General features: G+C 29.9%; 19 protein-coding genes. 9 read left to right on the plus strand and 10 right to left on the minus strand.

Going from position 1 to position 18,530, the window contains the following annotated elements; all coding sequences use genetic code 11:
• Positions 1–2 precede the first annotated feature (2 nt).
• From uvrC to uvrB, 4 genes are read right to left on the minus strand one after another with little or no spacing between them, the layout of a single operon-like run.
• The gene (gene uvrC / locus ACTTA5_RS00515; RefSeq protein WP_440647056.1) at positions 3–1,838 is read right to left on the minus strand and encodes an excinuclease ABC subunit UvrC; all 1,836 of its coding nucleotides are present in this window, start codon (positions 1,836–1,838) and stop codon (positions 3–5) included.
• Positions 1,825–2,250, minus strand: a complete 426-nt coding sequence (locus ACTTA5_RS00520; protein ID WP_440613809.1) for a dihydroneopterin aldolase — start codon at positions 2,248–2,250, stop codon at positions 1,825–1,827. The genes uvrC and ACTTA5_RS00520 overlap by 14 nt, the downstream gene beginning before the upstream one ends.
• Positions 2,247–2,999 carry an SDR family oxidoreductase gene (locus ACTTA5_RS00525; protein WP_440647058.1) on the minus strand — a complete coding sequence of 251 codons (753 nt, stop codon included), beginning with the start codon at positions 2,997–2,999 and terminating at the stop codon, positions 2,247–2,249. The genes ACTTA5_RS00520 and ACTTA5_RS00525 overlap by 4 nt, the downstream gene beginning before the upstream one ends.
• Positions 2,981–5,155 (minus strand): excinuclease ABC subunit UvrB, encoded by a 2,175-nt coding sequence (gene uvrB / locus ACTTA5_RS00530; RefSeq protein ID WP_440647060.1) that lies wholly within the window; start codon positions 5,153–5,155, stop codon positions 2,981–2,983. Before uvrB ends, ACTTA5_RS00525 begins: the two co-directional genes overlap by 19 nt.
• A gap of 36 nt (positions 5,156–5,191) precedes the next feature.
• Between uvrB and ACTTA5_RS00535 the strand changes: the two genes are divergently transcribed.
• Together ACTTA5_RS00535 and ACTTA5_RS00540 are read left to right on the plus strand one after the other, a co-directional pair.
• A complete protein-coding gene (locus tag ACTTA5_RS00535; protein WP_440647062.1) occupies positions 5,192–6,379 on the plus strand; it encodes a pyridoxal phosphate-dependent aminotransferase in 1,188 nt (395 codons plus the stop codon).
• Positions 6,380–6,382: 3 nt separating this feature from the next.
• Positions 6,383–7,036, plus strand: coding sequence for an NAD(P)H-binding protein (locus tag ACTTA5_RS00540; protein WP_440647064.1), 654 nt, complete (start codon positions 6,383–6,385; stop codon positions 7,034–7,036).
• 2 nt (positions 7,037–7,038) lie between these two features.
• Here the strand turns inward: ACTTA5_RS00540 and ACTTA5_RS00545 are convergent, their stop codons facing one another.
• The 3 genes from ACTTA5_RS00545 to trxB are packed head-to-tail and all read right to left on the minus strand — an operon-like array spanning position 7,039 to position 9,729.
• Positions 7,039–7,671 carry a hypothetical protein gene (locus ACTTA5_RS00545; RefSeq protein ID WP_440647066.1) on the minus strand — a complete coding sequence of 211 codons (633 nt, stop codon included), beginning with the start codon at positions 7,669–7,671 and terminating at the stop codon, positions 7,039–7,041.
• A 49-nt stretch (positions 7,672–7,720) separates the two neighbouring features.
• Positions 7,721–8,743, minus strand: a complete 1,023-nt coding sequence (locus tag ACTTA5_RS00550; protein WP_440647068.1) for an NAD-dependent epimerase/dehydratase family protein — start codon at positions 8,741–8,743, stop codon at positions 7,721–7,723.
• Positions 8,744–8,784: 41 nt separating this feature from the next.
• A complete protein-coding gene (trxB, locus tag ACTTA5_RS00555; RefSeq protein ID WP_075506369.1) occupies positions 8,785–9,729 on the minus strand; it encodes a thioredoxin-disulfide reductase in 945 nt (314 codons plus the stop codon).
• A 21-nt stretch (positions 9,730–9,750) separates the two neighbouring features.
• Between trxB and ACTTA5_RS00560 the strand changes: the two genes are divergently transcribed.
• Complete coding sequence (locus ACTTA5_RS00560; RefSeq protein WP_440647070.1) at positions 9,751–10,695, plus strand: mitochondrial fission ELM1 family protein; 945 nt, start codon at positions 9,751–9,753, stop codon at positions 10,693–10,695.
• Complete coding sequence (locus tag ACTTA5_RS00565; RefSeq protein ID WP_440647072.1) at positions 10,695–11,360, plus strand: hypothetical protein; 666 nt, start codon at positions 10,695–10,697, stop codon at positions 11,358–11,360. Before ACTTA5_RS00560 ends, ACTTA5_RS00565 begins: the two co-directional genes overlap by 1 nt.
• Here ACTTA5_RS00565 and ACTTA5_RS00570 read toward each other — a convergent pair.
• Positions 11,357–11,695, minus strand: coding sequence for a heavy-metal-associated domain-containing protein (locus ACTTA5_RS00570; RefSeq protein WP_440647074.1), 339 nt, complete (start codon positions 11,693–11,695; stop codon positions 11,357–11,359). The genes ACTTA5_RS00565 and ACTTA5_RS00570 overlap by 4 nt on opposite strands.
• 80 nt (positions 11,696–11,775) lie before the next feature.
• On the opposite strand from ACTTA5_RS00570, the gene ACTTA5_RS00575 reads away from it, so the two are divergent.
• Positions 11,776–12,153: an ATP-binding protein gene (locus ACTTA5_RS00575; protein WP_440647076.1), complete on the plus strand. Its 378-nt coding sequence runs from the start codon at positions 11,776–11,778 to the stop codon at positions 12,151–12,153.
• On the opposite strand, the gene ACTTA5_RS00580 is transcribed toward ACTTA5_RS00575, so the two are convergent.
• Entirely contained in the window at positions 12,154–12,324 is a 171-nt protein-coding gene (locus ACTTA5_RS00580; protein ID WP_440647078.1) for a hypothetical protein, read from the minus strand.
• Positions 12,325–12,484: 160 nt separating this feature from the next.
• Here ACTTA5_RS00580 and ACTTA5_RS00585 point away from each other — a divergent pair, with 160 nt between their 5' ends.
• On the plus strand, positions 12,485–12,796 hold the full coding sequence (locus ACTTA5_RS00585; RefSeq protein ID WP_440647080.1) for a hypothetical protein: 312 nt from the start codon (positions 12,485–12,487) through the stop codon (positions 12,794–12,796).
• A 1-nt stretch (position 12,797) separates the two neighbouring features.
• On the opposite strand, the gene ACTTA5_RS00590 is transcribed toward ACTTA5_RS00585, so the two are convergent.
• The gene (locus ACTTA5_RS00590) at positions 12,798–13,790 is read right to left on the minus strand and encodes a type IV pilus twitching motility protein PilT (protein ID WP_075506362.1); all 993 of its coding nucleotides are present in this window, start codon (positions 13,788–13,790) and stop codon (positions 12,798–12,800) included.
• 137 nt (positions 13,791–13,927) lie between these two features.
• Here ACTTA5_RS00590 and ACTTA5_RS00595 point away from each other — a divergent pair, with 137 nt between their 5' ends.
• Genes ACTTA5_RS00595 through ACTTA5_RS00605 form a run of 3 tightly spaced genes read left to right on the plus strand, consistent with a single transcriptional unit; the run spans position 13,928 to position 18,530 of the window.
• Positions 13,928–15,694: a fimbrial assembly protein gene (locus ACTTA5_RS00595; RefSeq protein ID WP_440647082.1), complete on the plus strand. Its 1,767-nt coding sequence runs from the start codon at positions 13,928–13,930 to the stop codon at positions 15,692–15,694.
• A complete protein-coding gene (locus ACTTA5_RS00600; protein WP_440647084.1) occupies positions 15,694–16,914 on the plus strand; it encodes a LysM peptidoglycan-binding domain-containing protein in 1,221 nt (406 codons plus the stop codon). The genes ACTTA5_RS00595 and ACTTA5_RS00600 overlap by 1 nt, the downstream gene beginning before the upstream one ends.
• Positions 16,914–18,530, plus strand: a complete 1,617-nt coding sequence (locus tag ACTTA5_RS00605) for a secretin N-terminal domain-containing protein (protein WP_440647086.1) — start codon at positions 16,914–16,916, stop codon at positions 18,528–18,530. Before ACTTA5_RS00600 ends, ACTTA5_RS00605 begins: the two co-directional genes overlap by 1 nt.

Consider the following 18,530-nt stretch of genomic DNA (forward strand, 5'->3'; position numbering starts at 1 on the left):
AATTACTCGTGAAAGAAGTTATATATCTTTTTTGCTACTTTTTCCTCAACACCTTCAACAGATTTAATTTCATCCAAACTAGCAGACTCAACAGATCTCGCTGACCCAAAATGGTTTAGTAGCGCTCTTTTTCTAATTGCTCCAATACCTTCAATTTGGTCCAGTAAAGATTTACTAATTCCTTTTTTTCTCTTTGCTCTGTGAGCACTAATTGCAAATCTATGCGACTCATCTCTTATCCTTTGAAGGAAGAATAGAGTGGGGTCATTTTTTGAGAATTTATATTCTTTGCCATTGTGAAAGAATGTTTCATTTCCACTATTACGGAATTTACCCTTTGCTATTGCAATAATTGGAATGTCGTGAAGCCCCAATTCATTCAAACTTTCTCTAGCTACTGAATATTGTCCTTTTCCTCCATCAACTAATACCAAATCAGGAAAAGAGAGATAATTATCTTTTTCCTGAACAGCACGTTTAAACCTTCTGTTTAATACTTCTCTCATCATGCCGTAATCATCTTGCTCATTTTTTTTGTGCTTGATGTTGAACTTTCGATATCTCTTTTTAACAAATCCCTCATCACCATATGCAATTAAAGCTCCAACACTATTTGTTCCTTGGATATGGCTGTTGTCATAAACCTCAATTAAATTTATATTTGTCTCGAGATTGAATTTCTTTGCAACCTCATCGAAAAGTTCTCGATTATTTTGACTTTCATAAAGTTTTCTATTCAAACTGTCTTTTGCATTTTTAATTGCTTGATTAACTACTTTTAATTTTGAGCCTTTTTTAGCAACACTAATATTAATTTGTTTTCCCTCTTTTTGAGTTAAAGTTTTTTCAATTAAAACTTTTTCTTTTATTTCTTCAGATAGTATTATTGCAGAAGGTACACTTTTATTTTCATAAAATTGTGAAACGAATGAATTTAAAATATCTCCTAATTTTTCATCAGGGTCATGTTTTGGAAAAAAAGCTTGGTTACCCCAATTTTGTTTTGAACGATAAAAAAATACTTGAATACAAGTTTTTCCAGATTCTTTGTATCCTGCTATTACATCTGCCTCTACTAAGTTTGCCTCATTAATTCTTTGAGAAGATTGAATAATATTTAAAGCTTTAATTCTATCCCTTAAAATTACTGCTTTTTCAAAATCTAATTCCTCACTTGCCTTTTCCATTTGACTTGAGAGATTTTTTTGAATTTTTCTTGATTTTCCTGATACAAATTCAATAGCATCATCAACTGTTTGTTGATAATCACTTTTTTCAACATAACCAACACATGGTCCAGAACATCTTTTTATTTGATAAAGAATACAAGGTCTTTCTCTATTTTTAAAAACAGTATCATCACAAACTCTTAGATGAAAAATTTTTTGGATCATCTTTATAGTCCAGTTAGCTGAACCTGCTGATGCAAAAGGTCCAAAATAAAACCCTTCTTTTGTTTTTTTTCCTCTATGTCTTTTTATTTGTGGCCATTTATCTTTGTTACCAATAAAGATGAATGGAAATGATTTATCATCTCTTAATAAAATATTGAATTTCGGTTTAAATTTTTTAATTAGGTTTGCTTCTAGGAGTAGAGCTTCACTTTCATTTGAAGTAGTTGTTATCTCTAATTTTCTAGTTTGAGATAACATTCTCTCTGTTCTAATTATATGATTTTTTTCAGATACATAACTTTTAAGTCTATTAGGAAGATTTTTTGCTTTTCCCACATAAAGGATTTCATTTTTTTCATTTAGCATCCTGTAGACACCAGGAAGTTTAGGGACTAGGGATAGCTCTTTTTTAATTACTTCTTTTCCTATTTCAGAGCTTATCATGACTTCTTTTTTTGGTAATTTGAATACCAACAGATGAACATTGCTTAAGAATTTCTAATTTCTCAATTTTCAACATTATTTTAGCAATCCTTTGATCTTTGAATAATTCATCAAATACGGCTTCAGCTAATGTTTCAAGAAAGTTGTAATGTTTTTTTTTAACGAGTTTTGTAATTAATTTTACAATTGTTCCATAATTAACAATCGATTTTATATCTTTATCACTTGATGGCTTTTTATCCTCATAATCAATCTCTAGGCTAAATTTAACTTTTTGAGGCTTTTTCTTTTCAAAGTCATAATAGCCAAGTTTTAAATTTAAAATTAGTTCATTAATTAGAATTTTCTTTTCGTAATTAAAAAGACTTTTGTTTTTATCTATTTTTACAATTTTAAAATTACTTCTTTTCATTCTTTGCCCATTATATCTGGTGTTTGCCAGTTTAAATTTTGCCCACTATCTATTGCTAAAACTTGACCTGTAATAGATATATTTTTTATAAAAAAGTCAACAGCATTACATATTTGTTCAACATCAACTTGTCTTTTTAGTGGGGTTGCTAAATACTGTTTTCTAAAATGTTTTTCAGATTGTCTTTGATTTTTAATAGTTGGGCCAGGTGCAATGCCGTTTACTCTAATCTTTGGAGCTAAACTCATAGCACTAGTTTTAGTCAAAGTATAAAGTCCAGTTTTACTGATTGTGTAAGAAAAAAAATACGGAGTTAGTTTGAAAACTCTTTGATCAATAATATTAATTATATTGTTATTTGTACCTTTGACATTTTTTGCAAATTCTTTTGATAACAATGCGGGTGTTCTTAAATTTGTTCTTAAATGTTGCCCCCAACTATCTGTGGTAAAGTTCTCTAATTTATCATTTTCGAACAAAGAAGCGTTATTAATTAGACAATCAAAATATTTAAGTTTTGATTTTGCATATTTTACAATTTTATTTACATCATTTTCTTTACTTAAATCACCTTTAACCAAGTAAACTTTAGTACCATTATTTGATAGTTCTTTTTTTAACTTCTCAGCTTTTAATTTTGATTTATTGAAATGAATGAGAATTTCTTTATTGGGACCAGATAATTTTTTTGCAATTGCAGCACCAATTCTTGTTGCTCCACCTGTAATAATTATTTTCCGTGCTTCCATTTTTTATCTCTTTTTTTTGTAACTTTTGTTCCAGGCATTCCCATTGTTGATCGACCTTTAGGATAAAGTTTATTTTTTACATCATACTGCCTTATTTTTGGATTTAATGTAATTTCTAATTCGCTACTTTCCAACTTTCTTATTTCATCTCTAATTTTAGCAGCTTCTTCAAATTCAAGATTAGATGCAGCTTCTTTCATCTTTTTATCTAGTGCTTTAAGGTGTTTTTTTAAGTTTCCACCAACATTAGAGCCTTCACTTATTTTTACATAATCCTTTTCATAAACACTCTCTAAAATGTCACTTATTTCTTTTTTAACTGATGTAGCGCTAATTTTATGTTTTTTATTGTAAGCTATTTGAATATTTCTTCTTCTATCAGTTTCAGCAACTGCCTTTTTTATACTTTTGGTTTCTTTATCAGCATACAAAATAACTTTTCCATCTACATTTCTTGCTGCTCTTCCTATTGTTTGAATGAGAGAAGTTTCTGATCTTAGAAAACCTTCTTTGTCTGCATCTAAAATTCCAACTAATGCACATTCAGGAATATCAAGTCCTTCCCTTAATAAGTTGATACCAACTAAAACATCGAATACACCCATTCTTAAATCTCTCATTATTTCAATTCTCTCTAAAGTGTCTATGTCTGAGTGAAGGTACCTAACTTTAATTCCATTTTCATGAAGATATTCTGTTAAGTCTTCTGCCATTTTCTTGGTAAGAGTTGTGACTAAAACACGATGATTGTTTTCAATCACTCTTTTGCATTCGTGCATCAAATCATCTACCTGATTTTTGGCAGGTCTAATTTCAACTACAGGATCAATTAGTCCGGTTGGCCTGATAACTTGATCAATAAATTTCCCTTTTGTTTGCTCTAGTTCCCACGGTCCTGGTGTTGCAGATACAAATACAGTTTGAGTTCTCATTAAATCCCACTCTTCAAACTTTAACGGTCTATTATCCATGCATGATGGCAGTCTAAAACCATATTCTGCAAGAGTACTTTTTCTTGATCTATCTCCTTTGTACATTCCATTAAGTTGTGGAACAGTTACATGACATTCATCAACAAATATTAATGTATTATCTGGAAAATATTCAAATAGAGTAGGAGGAGGTTCTCCTGGTTTTCTTCCAGATAAAAATCTTGAATAGTTTTCAATTCCTGCACAAGAACCAGTTGCTTCAATCATTTCTAAATCAAACTTCGTTCTTTCTTCTAATCTTTGAGCCTCTAATAATTTATTTTCTGCTCTATGTTTTTTTAAAGTTATTTCTAATTCTTTTTTAATATTAATAACCGCCTGTTCGATTGTAGGCTTAGGAGTTATGTAATGACTATTCGCATAGACTTTTACTAAACTTAGTTCTCTAACTTTATCCCCAGTTAAAGGATCAAACTCTTCTATCTGTTCTAATTTATCTCCAAATAGACAAAGCCTCCAAGCTCTATCTTCTAGATGGGAGGGAAATACTTCTAAATATTCTCCTCTTGCTCTAAATGTTCCTCTATAAAAATTTTGATCATTTCTTTTGTATTGTAAAGCAACTAAAGATTTAATTATTTCTTCTCTGTTGTAATCATAATTTTTTTGAAGAGTTAGCGTCATTTTACTGTACGCCTCAACAGAACCTAATCCATAAATACATGAAACACTTGCTACAATTAAAACATCGTCTCTTTCCAAAAGAGATCTGGTGGCCGAGTGTCTCATTCGATCAATCTGTTCATTAATTGATGCCTCTTTTTCTATGTAAGTGTCAGATCTTGGAACGTACGCTTCTGGAGTGTAATAGTCATAATAAGAAACAAAGTATTCAACCGCATTATCTGGGAAAAATGTTTTCATTTCTCCATAGAGTTGTGCTGCTAGCGTTTTGTTTGGAGCAAGTATCAATGCAGGTCTATTAGTAGCCTCGATAACTTTTGCCATTGTAAAAGTTTTTCCAGATCCTGTAACTCCAAGTAATACTTGATTAAATTGATCTTTATTTGCACCGTTTACTAATTTCTTGATAGCTTCTGGTTGATCACCTGCAGGTTTAAAATCAGATTTAATTTTGAATTTTTTTCCACCTTCGAGTTTTCCAACAATTTTTGGATTTTTACTCTGAATATCCGTAATTAAATCTTGATAAGTATTTTCCATATATTAAACAGCGTATTAGAATTTATTTATATTTCAATGAGCATAATATCAGACAGTTTAAAACGAATTAAACCATCACCAACTATTGCAGTTACTCAAAAAGCAAGAGAACTTAGAGCTGCAGGAAAAGATGTAATTGGACTTGGAGCTGGAGAACCAGATTTCGATACACCAGATAATATTAAAAATGCTGCAATTAAAGCTATCAAAAGTGGAGACACAAAATATACAGCAGTAGATGGAACACCTGCTTTAAAAAAAGCAATCGTAGATAAGTTTAAAAGAGAAAATAAAATTAATTACACCACAGATCAAATCACTGTTGGAACTGGTGGAAAACAAGTTCTTTATAATGCTTTCATGGCAACTTTGAATAAAGGTGATGAAGTAATTATTCCTGCACCTTTTTGGGTTTCTTATCCTGATATGGTTTTATTAGCGGGCGGTAAACCAAAGATAGTAAAGTGTACAGAAGAAGAAGGATTTAAACTAACTCCAAGTAAATTAAAAAAAGCTATTACTAAAAAAACAAAATGGGTGATTTTAAATTCACCTTCAAATCCAACTGGAGCAGGCTACTCAAAAAAAGAAATTGAAGATTTAGCTAAAGTTTTAATTAAAAATAAAAAAGTTCATATTTTAAGTGACGATATCTATGAACATATAGCATATGATAATTTTAATTTTTATACGATTGCTCAAAATTCTAAATTGAAAGATAGAACTTTGACAATGAATGGTGTTAGTAAATCTTATGCAATGACTGGTTGGAGAATAGGGTATGCCGCTGGGCCAAAAGATATAATTAAAGCAATTGGTAAAATTCAATCTCAATCTACATCTAACCCTTCATCAATCAGTCAAGCTGCTGCAGTTGAAGCTTTAAATGGCAACCAAGGTTTTATAAAAAAAAGATCTAAAGCATTCAAAGAAAGAAGAGATTTTGTTGTTAAAAGTTTAAACAGTATTAAAGGTATAAATTGTTTAACCCCTAATGGTGCATTTTATGTATTTCCAAGTTGTAAGGGATTGTTAAATAAAAAAACTAAATTGAAAACTGATACTGAGTTTGTACAAAAACTACTTGAGCAATCTAATGTTGCAGTCGTACAAGGTTCTGCATTTGGTTTAGATGGGTACTTTAGAATTTCTTATGCTACTTCAATGCAAAATTTGAAGAAAGCAATGGATAGAATAAAATCTTTTTGCGAAAGCCTTTCTTAAGAAGTGAAAACAGCATTACTATTTGGCTCAACTGGATTAGTTGGAGGTCATGTTTTAAATCAACTTATTCAGAATGATAATTATTCTAAAATTAAAATATTTGTTCGTTCTCCAATTCAAATAGACAATTCAAAAGTTGAAGTAATTAAAACTGATTTTAATAATCTAGAAAAGCATAAAGAACAGATTGTTGGAGACGAATGTTATTTTTGTATTGGGACAACAAAAAAAAATTCTCCTGACAAAAATGAATATCAAAGAATTGAATTAGATATACCAAAACAAATAGCTCAAATTGCAAAATCTAATAATATTAATTCATATTTTTTTGTGTCTTCAGGATACGCAAATTCTAAAAGTTCAGGAGATTATTTAAAATATAAAGGCCTTGTAGAAGAAGAGATCTTAAGTTTAGGTTTTTCTAAAATAGGAATTATGAGACCCTCATTTATATTGGGGAACAGAAAAGAATTTAGATTGGGAGAGAAAATAGGAATAATTATTTTTAAACTCCTAAATCCTTTATTTTTTGGACCATTAAAGAAAATGAGATCAATTCATTCAGAAACAATCGCAAAAGCAATGATTAAACTTGCGAATAGTGATATTGATCAAAAAATCTTCGAGTCAGATCAAATTTCAGATTTAGTAAAATAAATTTATTTTAAGGTACAATGACTATTTTCTACGATACACCCAACTTTTTCCATTTCTTCGTCAAATATTTTTGGATGTCTTAAAGCATAAATATTTTTTAAATAATTAATTCCATACCGTTTAAATTTTCCATCTTCTGTAAGTGCTCCAGATTCGTGTCCATATGAAACCACTGTTTCTAATAAATTTCCTTTTTTGTCATAGAGAACTGTTTCTCCATAACAATTACAAAAATAACTTCTGTTCTGCTTAGGCTCAATATCAATAAAAATAGAGGTTCCTCTTATTCCAATTGTGCCGTGTGGGATTTCAACATTTAATTCCTCTTGTCTTTTTCCAAAAACTGCATGAACAGAACCTTTGATAACTTTTAATAAGTTTTTTGAGACAAATTGAAGTTTAGTTTCAGGTCTTATCAAATAAAAATCATCTTTAACTTTGATTATTGATTTTTCATCTTTAGTTTCAATTGTAGAATTATTTAAATCCTGAAAATTTAATTCTGCTTCCTTACCATCTATGAAAAATTTTCCTGATAATATTTTATTAGTTTCGGAGGCAAATGCGAGCTTTGGACTTAATCCCCAAGCAATCATAATTTGACTTACAGTTTTTATAAATTTTCTTCTGTTCATTTGAATTAATTTTATACCTGAAATTTAAAGATGAGGTTATACAAAATTTTTATACTAAGCCTAATCTTACTACTGATTTTCCAGCATCAATTAGAGCCCCACTTGCTGGTTTAAATTCAAAACCAATTAAATCTTCAGCATATTTTGTCTCTGGTTTCATTTCTAATTCAAGATCAGGAATCATTGTTTTTGCACTTGAATCTAACATGCTAATAAATTTCACCATAAAATTTGGTAAAGTTTTTTTAGGTAGTTTTTTTGCATACTCTGGTAATGCTTCTGCTAATATTTTTGATGTCTCAAGTAGTGTTTTAACTTCTTTTCCAATTATTAATCTTCTGCCACCAACTTTTGAATTTCCTAAGCAAGCTACATGAGATTTTGCAACATCTTTAACATCAGATATTAGTATTCCCCATTTAGGTGTTGCTGGAAATTTACCTTTTAAAAATTGTCTTACATATTCAATTGAAGTTCCACCCTTGGTATCCAAAGCATCCCCAAATACTCCACCGGGATTTATACAAGTAAGTTTATTTTTAATACCTTTACTTTCCATTAATTCCCAGGCAGCTTTTTCAGCAACTGTTTTGGATAGAAAATAATCATTAACTCCTTCAACCCAATTTTCATCAGTCCAATCATTTTCACTAAATTTATAAGGATTTGATCTATTCGGCTTTCTAAACATTGCTGCTATTGAAGATGTAACTACAAATTGCTCTGCATTTGCTTTGATACCAGCGTTTAAAACTCTTAAAGTTCCATCTTTTGCAACTGGTATTAAATTTTCTCTATTTTTTGAGACTTTCATCGGAAAGGGGGAAGCCATATGAATTATATATTTGCATCCTTTTGCAGCTTCTTCCCAACCTTCATCACTTAAAAGATCAAGTTTAATAAAAGACAAATTATCTATTGATGCATATTTACTAATCGTCTCTTTTGTTTGAGAAATTACATCATCACTTCTAACAGAACCCAAAACCTCGTAACCTGAATTTAATAATTCTATTGCAGTATGTTTAGCAATCCATCCACTTATTCCAGTTAATAATACCTTATCAGTCATAACACCTCTCTCTTTAGTCAGTTAGTTATTGTAATCTCAAATTAATGAGATAAGAATTTTTCTGCTTCTAATGCAGCCATACAACCCATACCAGCTGCTGTAACCGCTTGTCTGAAAGTTTTATCTTTAACATCACCCGCAGCATAAACTCCAGGAATATTTGTTTCTGTAGAATCTGGTTTTGTAATTAAATAACCTTCTTTATCCATTTCTAATTGATCTTTGAAAAGTTGAGTTGCAGGATCATGACCAATAGCAATAAACAATCCATCTAATTTTACTTCCTCTGTTTTTTCAGTTTTCAAATTTTTAATTTTTATACCTTTAACATTTTTGGGTTCACTATCACCTAAGACATCCTCAACAACAGAGTCCCAAACTATTTCAATTTTTTTATTTTCCATCAATTTTTTTTGCAGCATTTTTTCAGCTCTTAAACTATCTCGTCTATGAATTAATTTTACTTTTGATGCAAATTTTGTAAGAAACATTGCCTCTTCTACTGCAGCATTACCACCTCCAACTACAGCAACTTCTTTATCTTTAAAAAAGAAACCATCACATGTAGCACATGCTGAAACTCCAAATCCTCTAAATTCTTGTTCAGATTTAATGTTTAACCATCTTGCTTGTGCACCAGTTGAAATAATTATGCTATCTGCTGTATATTTTTGACCACTATCACCAACAGCCTCAAACGGTGTAGATTTTAAATTCACTGATCCGATATGGTCTTCTATCATTTCTGTTCCAACAGCTTTTGCTTGATCTCTCATTTGATCCATTAGCCATGGTCCTTGAATTACTTCTGCAAACCCTGGAAAATTTTCCACATCAGTTGTGGTTGTTAATTGTCCGCCTGGTTGAGCACCATGAACAAGGATAGGATTTAACATTGCTCGTGCAGCATAAACAGCTGCTGTGTATCCGGCAGGACCAGATCCAATTATTAACACTTTTGTGTGTTTAGTTGGATTTTGACTCATATGGAAGCTATATAGTGATTAATGTCTAAATTAAAAGGTTTATTATTAACTCAAGGGATGCACGGAATGATTAGTCAAGTCGAGGGACTTGCTAAAGCACTTGATATTGATTTTGTTCACCACAAGGTTGAACTAAAAAGTATTTGGAAATTTGTTCCTCCTAAATTTACACCAATTTCTCAAAATGTTTATAAAAAGATTGAAGATAATGATTTTGATTTAATAATCTCATGTGGGAGAAAGAGTGTAATTCCATCTATCCACTTAAAAAGTATTTCTAAAAAAAAAATTTTTAATATTCATATTCAAAATCCAAAAATAGATTTTAATCATTTCGATTTTATTGTTGCACCTGAACATGATGGAATTAATGGGGAGAACGTTATTAGCACTAAAGGAGCCATTCATTATCTTTCAGAAAGAGAAATTGAGAAAAATAAAGATTATTTAAATTCTTTTATCAAAAAGGACGAAAGAAAAATTTGGTGCTTAATTATGGGTGGACCAACAAAATATTATGATTATTCAACTAAAAATATGAAACACATTTTCTCAATGTTTTATAAATTAATGAAGAAACATGATTTCCAATTAGTAGTAATCCCATCAATGAGAACCCCAATAAATACTATTCATTATGCAAAAGAGTTTTTTGGAGAAAAACATACAGTAATTATGAATGTAGATAAAAAGGCATATTTATCTGCATTAGCTTTATCTGAATATATAGTTGTTACATGTGACTCTAGCTCCATGATCTCTGAAGCTGCTTTGACAGGCAAACCAATCTATGTTGCTAATATTTTACCAAAAAAGAATGACAAAAGATTCCAAAGATTTAGAAATTTATTTAGAGAACTAAATATCACTAGAAACTTAGGTGAGGAAATTGAAAATTGGAACTATGAAAAACTAGATGAAACTAATAGAGTAGCAAAAGTTATTAAAGAAAAAATTGAATCTTAATGTCATTTTTAAATTCTATAAAAAATAATTCAAAAAAATATGAAACACCATTTGATCATTGGGAATATAGCAATGCTCTATCTGACGGAGCAATTGAAGAGATTATTAAAGCAGATATTCCAAATTTAAGTGAGCATAATTTGAATTATGACGGAACAAGAGCAATTGATGGAGGGGCAGCAGAATTCAGAGAAGGTATATCATCTGGTGGTAAAGCAATAAAATTTAGATGTTTTGTAACAAAAGAAAATAGTTTGCAATTTCCAAATCTTGTTAAATTTATAAATGAACTACAATCAAAAGAAACATTCGAGACAATATCTAAAATGATCAATAAAGATTTATCAAACTCATACGTCAGGGTAGAGGTGATTTGTGATAGAGAGGGTTTTTGGCTTAAACCACACTGTGATATTAAAGAAAAATTAATGTCAGGATTAATTTTTGTAAATAAAACTAATGAGTCTGAAGATTTGGGAACTGATTTTTATAATGAAAAATTAGAGAAAGTTAAAACATTACCTTACAGAAATAACTATGGTTATCTTTTTACCAGCGGGCCAAATACTTGGCATGGCATGGAAAAAAAGAGCATTCTTAAAGAAAGACGATGTTTACAAGTAAACTACGTGACTTTCGAAACTGACTGGAAAGTAAATAATTAAAATTTATTTAATGAAATTAATCCAGATTTTGGATCAATAATTTTTTCATTTAAGGTAGCAACTTTACCAACCGCAAAACCAGCATTCTCAATTACTTTTTTAAAGTCTTCTTCGGAAAAATTTGGAGTATTTTCAAAGTTAATAAACGCAACTCCCTCTGGCCATGAAACTTCAACATTACCTTCACCTGTTGCAGCTTTAAGTTCTTTTTTAACTTTTGCTTGGCATGCCATACATACCATTCCATCTACAACTCCAATCATAGCAACTTCTGCTTTGACTATGTTTTGAAAAAATATTAATGATGTAAATAAAACTAGTAAGATTTTTTTCATAATTCTCTTATAAACTATTTTTTTTAATTTAATATACCCATATTGGGTAATACTATTGAAATTTATTTATGAATATAGAAATGCTTTCAAATCCCTCAGAGTTAAAAGATACAAGATCGAAAATAGAAGAGTTTTGTAAATCAAATCTACCAAATATCGAATTAGCAAGCGTAACTTTAGCAATTGATGAGGCTTTGCAAAATGTAATTAGGTATTCATATAAAATGAAAAAAGATCAAAAAATTGATTTAAATTTAGAAATTATAAATGATAATGAGCTTAAAGTAATAATTACTGACTACGGTGAACAAGTACCATTAGATACAATTAAACCAAGAGATTTAGATAACGTCAGACCTGGAGGTTTGGGAGTATACTTTATAAAAAAAACCTCAAAATTTTGTGAGTACAAACACAATGAAGTGGGCCCAGGCACAACTTTAACTTTAATTTTTTAACTACTCCTCTTTAATAAGTTTAGGCTTTGAGCATTTGTAAAATTGATTGGAACCTCTTAAAGATTTTTGCAGCATTGCTAATTCATTAGAGTTTTGACTGTAAGTTAAATTTGTTTGAAGCCCCCCAATGGATCCAACAGAGGAGAAAGATGATGGGGTTTGTTTACCCATCTTGAAGTTTACTTTTGTCTTTGAATTATTAATTTTAGTCAAAATTATTTGCTTTCTCTTTTTTGAATAAATCCAGACAGTTGTATTTTTTTTATTTTTACAACTTAATTGATAAATATTTGCATTAGAATTTTTAGGAATAAAAGCTATAACAACAAGTATGAAGGTAAATTTTAAAAAAAATTTAAATAACATCAAAATATTTTTTTTAGCTTTTTTTGCATTTTTGGCAGCTAACTATCTTTATAATAATATCATAACAAAATCTACAGCTAACAATGTAAAGTTTTTAGAGGTTGAAGTTGAGTTAAAAGGTAATGTAGATTTTAATTTAAAATGTGAAGGAGCAAACAACCCAAACCCCTCAAGTGTAAATAGAGGCCTTGGTGAGCAAACTGAAAGTAATTGTACCGGCACTGGAACTTTTTCTGCAGTAGTTCCGCAACAAAGATTTACAGAAAGTTCAAATTAATTTATTCAACTAATTTTTTTAGCTTTAAACCTTCAAGACATTTTTCCATTGTAAACATTCCATCTTTAGCAGATGTTTGAAGGGTAGATTGAATTTGTTCTGTTTTACCTTCTCTAATTAAATTTCTTATTGCTGGTGTACCTGTCATTACTTCATGACATCCAATTCTTCCTCCACCTTTCTTTTTTAATAACTGTTGAGACATTACTAATCTTATTGATCCAGCTAGCATTGTTTGTGCTTGTTCTTTTTGAGCTGGAGGAAATACATCTAAAATTCTTGTAATTGTTGAAGAAGCACTACTAGCATGTAGGGTTCCAAAAACTAAGTGACCAGTTTCTGCAGCAGTTAATGCTAATGAAATAGTTTCAAGATCTCTCATCTCACCAACTAAAATTACATCAGGATCTTGTCTTAATGCAGATTTCAATGCCTTTGCAAAACTACCAGTATCTTTTCCAACCTCCCTTTGAGAAATAATACTTTTTTTAGCAGGATGAACAAACTCAATAGGATCTTCAATTGTAATTATATTTTCTGCTCTATGAGAATTAATTTGATCTATCATTGCGGCAAGTGATGTAGATTTACCAGAACCAGTTTGTCCTGTAACAAGAACTAATCCTGTTTTATGAGTAATTGCTTCATGTGCTGCCGGTGGCAAACCTAGTTTTTCAATATTAGGTATCTCGCTTATAATTTTTCTAAGAACCATACTTGGTCCATATGAAGAATAATAACCGTTTGCTCTAAATCTCTGTCCATCAACAACAACAGCAAAATCTAAATCACCATTGCTAATTAAATAATCATATTGAGCTTTATCTAAAGATTGTTTCCAAAAAGTTTCTATATCTTGTCTTGAAACAATATCTTCGCTGAAAACTTTAATCTCACCATTTTCTCTGATTGCAAATGGTTGATTCGATCTGATGTGGATATCTGACAAATCATATTCTTTTGGATATGATTTTAATTTATCATGAAGACTCATAAATGTTTTGATGCTCTAAAAGTTATAGCTTTTCAAGTTTTTTTTAATATTGATACATATATAAAGTAACACAACTAATGCTTGTGTACCGATTCGGTATTTATTATTGTGATTTTATTCGGTTTTTATAAAAAATTATGATTGATAAAATTGGACCTCCTATTGCAAAAGCTTTTGCTCCTATCATTAAATTAATAGGAAAAAATCACTCAAAAAAAGAAAAAGTAATAGGTGTGGTTTTTAGAGATAAATTTATTCAAGCCGCAGAAATTTCATACAAAAAAGGTGTTTGTAAAATTGATAATTTCTCTAATCAACAAATAGCAGGAATTGGAGAAGACCAAGATTTTTTATCCGCAACAACATATTTAAGTGATCAAGTAAAAAATGCATTAGACTCTATTAAGACTAAAACAAAAGACATTGCCGTTTCTATAGATACATCCAAAGCACAAATTTATAATTTACAAATTCCAATTATGGATGAAGAAAGTTTAAGGGAAGCAACTGCTTTAGGTGGATTTTGGGATCAGTTTGATGAAACACCTGAAAATTTAGATGAATTTGAAACAAGTTATTCTGTTATGAGCACAAATGAAGAGCTTGGTGTAATGGATGTAGTTTTAGTTGCCATGGAAATAAAGTTTGTAGAAACTTATTCAAATATTTTTAGACTTGCGGGTTATAATCCTGTTGTTATTGATCTAGCACCGTTTGCTCATGTTAACTCTCAAGGAATACTTCTTGGGAAAGAAGGTTTTGAAACTCCAAATGTTATTTTCAATTATTCAAAAGATGAGAAAAGTATTACTATTTGTTCCAATAAAGGTTTTCAGTATTCAGAATTAAATATTATTGAAGCAGATCAAGTATTGCTTGATACAGTTGAGGAAGTTGAAAGTGTTGAAACAGAATTTTGGGATGAAATTTTTGAAAGACTAGGTTCTCAAATTAAACAATATTTAGTTGAGTATGAAACAAAGTATGAATTTGATCCTATAAATATTATTACAGTAATTTCAGATAAGTCAAAAATTAAAAATGTTTCGAAAGGAATTGAGCGACAATTGGGAGATGTTGTTATTAAACTTTATAATCCTGAGGACTCTGCTGAAATTTCAGATAGTGCAAAAAAATATATAGACTCACTTAGCAATAAATCTCTTGCATCGGAAGCAATTGGTATTGCATCAAGAAAATTAAATTCTTTTAATCTTGAAACTAACGAAATAATTTCAGTAAATCTTTTATCTAATTTTGATCAGGTAAAAACTAACAGAAGATCAAAATCTTTAGGTAATTTTTGTTTAATGATTTCTATGATTTTTGTTTTAGGTATTATTGGACACGTTCTTCCATTTAAAATTTTAAAATTAATGAATAATTCATCTAAATTAGCTGCCACTAAAATTTTAGAGGAAGATCTTGAAAGTAAAAATAATCTCTTGCAAGGATATAATGCAAAAATCGATAGTATAAATGAAGATAAAAGAATTGCAGCAGCATTTGGTTCAAATTTAAAAACAACTGCAAATCTTTATGCAAGTTTAAATCAAATAGTTCCAAAAAATATAAGATTGACTAGTTTTGGAATACAAGAAAAACATAATATTTTATTTTCTGGTGTAGCCATGAACGATCAAGCGGTTGTAAATATGATGAATAGTTTTTCAGACAATGAAGTTGTTAATGATAGTAAAATTGAGGCATTAGTTGAATTTTCTAAACAAGATCGAATAGCACTTTACACAGTTGCTGGACAACCTGACCTAAAAGAGGAAGATTTACCCAAAGAAAAAATAACAAAAAAATTTAATTCAAGATTATCATTAAAAGCTTTATCAAATGAAGTATTTGATGATGAAACTATAGTTTCAGATCTATTAGAGGCAGGTAAAGAATAATGTTACTAAGATTTATATTTACAATTATCTTTCTATTCTATTTTGGTAATTCTTTTAGCAGCGATCCATTTACTAATGAAATTGGTATTGTAAGAGAGCCAGAAGTAGTTGAGATTAAAATTGAAGATACAGTTGAGTCTGAGACAGATTTATTAATTCAAGAAGAAGCTAATGAAGAGGAATTGGCAGAAGAATTATCTAATAACACTGAAGAGGTGATTGAAGTTGTTGAGGCTGAACCTGAGAGCACCGAAATTGTTACAGTTTTAAATATTGATCCAATAATTGCATACTCTTTAAGAGATTATCTATTAAAAGGTGTTGCACTAAGCAAAGAATCTGATCATCAATTTCAAAGAGCTAAAATAAAAAAAATCGATAGAGCAAAAACACCTACTACTCACACTATTTCGAAAGACGATACAATTGAGAAGATTGCTTTTAGATACGGTTTTTCTTTAAGAGAAATAGAAGTTGCAAATGCAATTTATCCTGGATCAAGAAAATTAGTAATTGGTGACAAGATAGTTATACCAAATAGATTTCATATCGTAAAAGAGGGTCAAAACTTAAATACGATTGCTGAAAGATATAATTTAAATGCAACGCAACTTGCTTCTTACAATGATCTGGATGATGAAAATATTATTTTGATTGGTGATAAACTATTACTCCCATTCTTTATTCATGTAACAAATGAGAACGAAACAATAGCTGATATTGCTGGAAGATATGAAAGAGAAATAAGTGAATTAATAGAATTTAATGCTTTTGAAAAAAACACAGTTATTTTAAACGAAAATCAATTAGTAAAAATTCCAATTTATACGAATGAGAATATTTCTTATGAAAACTTAGACAAGAAGAGTATTAACGATTTTAAAATAAATAGAAAAAATCTTGCAATAATTGAAATAAGCAACAGTCAATTTATGGTTAGAGAAGGAGACAGAATAGGAAACAGAGATGGCGTGATAGTGTCAATTGAAAAAAATAAAATGATTGTTTTAGAGGATAATATTGAATATGAGTTTTTAATTAATACTCCAATAGTAGGAATGGCAATTGCATCATTACCACAATCAAATAATGAAGATTTAATCAACGATGATGTAAACAATGATGATATAAATATTGAAAATCAAACAGAGAATAATGAAAATAATAATAACGATAATGAAAGTGAAACAGTAACCAATGTTGAGGATTTATTCAATTAATGACAAAATTTATTAAATCATTCCTGGTTTTAACACTTTCTATGTTACTAGTAAGTTGCAGTAGTTCAAATAGGCCCAAAATGGCTTATGATCAAAAAGATAAAGGAGCTGTTCAAGAAATTGAGTCTTTCAATGTAAAGGCAAGTGCTGAAAATTTTAGACAAACTGCAGAACAATTCAATCTAGACTCAAACGATATTTTAAATAAAAATAAAAAAGAGGAAAAGTTAGCAAGAAGAATCTCTTTAACAGAGGGTAAAACGCTTGAAAAAAAATCACTTAAACTAATTGATAGAAATTTAAAGATTAAAAAGTTGGAAGATACCGAAGTAAGTTTAAAGCTTAATAATATGAATATAAGATCAGCTTTAAAATTATTTGCTGGATTAGTTCAGAGAAATATTATCATAGGTAATGAAGTAGATGGTGAAATAACTATTGATTTTGAAAATATAAAATGGGGCTCTGCTGTTTATGCTATTTTAGATATTAACAGTTTAATTATGACTGTTGATGAAGATTCTGGTTTGCTAAGAGTTCATACAAAAGAATTTTTTGCTGAATTAGAAAAAGCTAAAATAGACAATACTATAGAGGAAAATAATAATTTAGCTTCCTTAGATATTGGCGGTTCAGTATCAAACGAAGGAGATGGTTCTGAACCTTTGGTTACAGAAATATTTAAAGTCTTTTATCAAAGTTCAACAGATTTAGTAGAATCTCTTGGGGAAGTTATGGGTGAAACCGAAGGCTTTACTATGGTAGATGATGAAAAAAATAATCAAATTATAATTACAGGAACATATGCACAATTAAATCAGGCAGAGAATATTTTAAACAAAATTGACTTGGAAAAAAAACAAGTAATGATCGAGGCTTATATTGTTAATGCAACTGATGGCTTTAATAAAAACTTTAGTGCGAACATAGATGCATTAAATGCTGCGGCAACTGCAAATGGAAGTGATAGAATAACTTTTTCAGGGATTGATACCAACCCAGGAAATACAACTTCAATAACTCCTGTGGCTGATACGAGTCCTGAAGCTATATCTAATGCAGATTTATCAGATGCAGTCAGTTTGGCAGGAGGAGCATTTTTGCTTGGAAATATAGGAATGACAAAGATCAAAGCTGTAATCACTGCATCAGTGAAAGACTCTAATACAGAAACAGTTTCAAATCCAAAACTATTTGCAATGGACGGTGAAGAAGCAACTCTTACTCAAGGTACAACTTTAGTAAAAGTAATTCCAGCTTCAGGTGATGCTGCAGGATCTACAGTAGAAATTCCACAAAATTTAAGCATCACGGTGAAACCGGAAATTGTTGGAGAAAGTAGAGTAAAAATTGAATTATCACTTGCAAATGATGCACCAGGTGAAAGCTCAGGTGATGACGTTGTAACGAACGAGGAATCACTTACATCTATAGTACAAATTAATGCAGGTGATGTAGCTGTGCTTGGAGGTGTTTATAAAAATACTAGAGAAAACAGCGAAACTTATGTGCCGTTCTTCTCAAAAATTCCATTACTAGGAGCATTTTTTAGACAAACAACTGATAAAGACGATAAAACTCAACTGTTAATATTCCTAAGTGCAAATGTTGTATAA

It is taken from the genome of Candidatus Pelagibacter sp. HIMB1521, assembly GCF_052047875.1.
Classification (GTDB): domain Bacteria; phylum Pseudomonadota; class Alphaproteobacteria; order Pelagibacterales; family Pelagibacteraceae; genus Pelagibacter.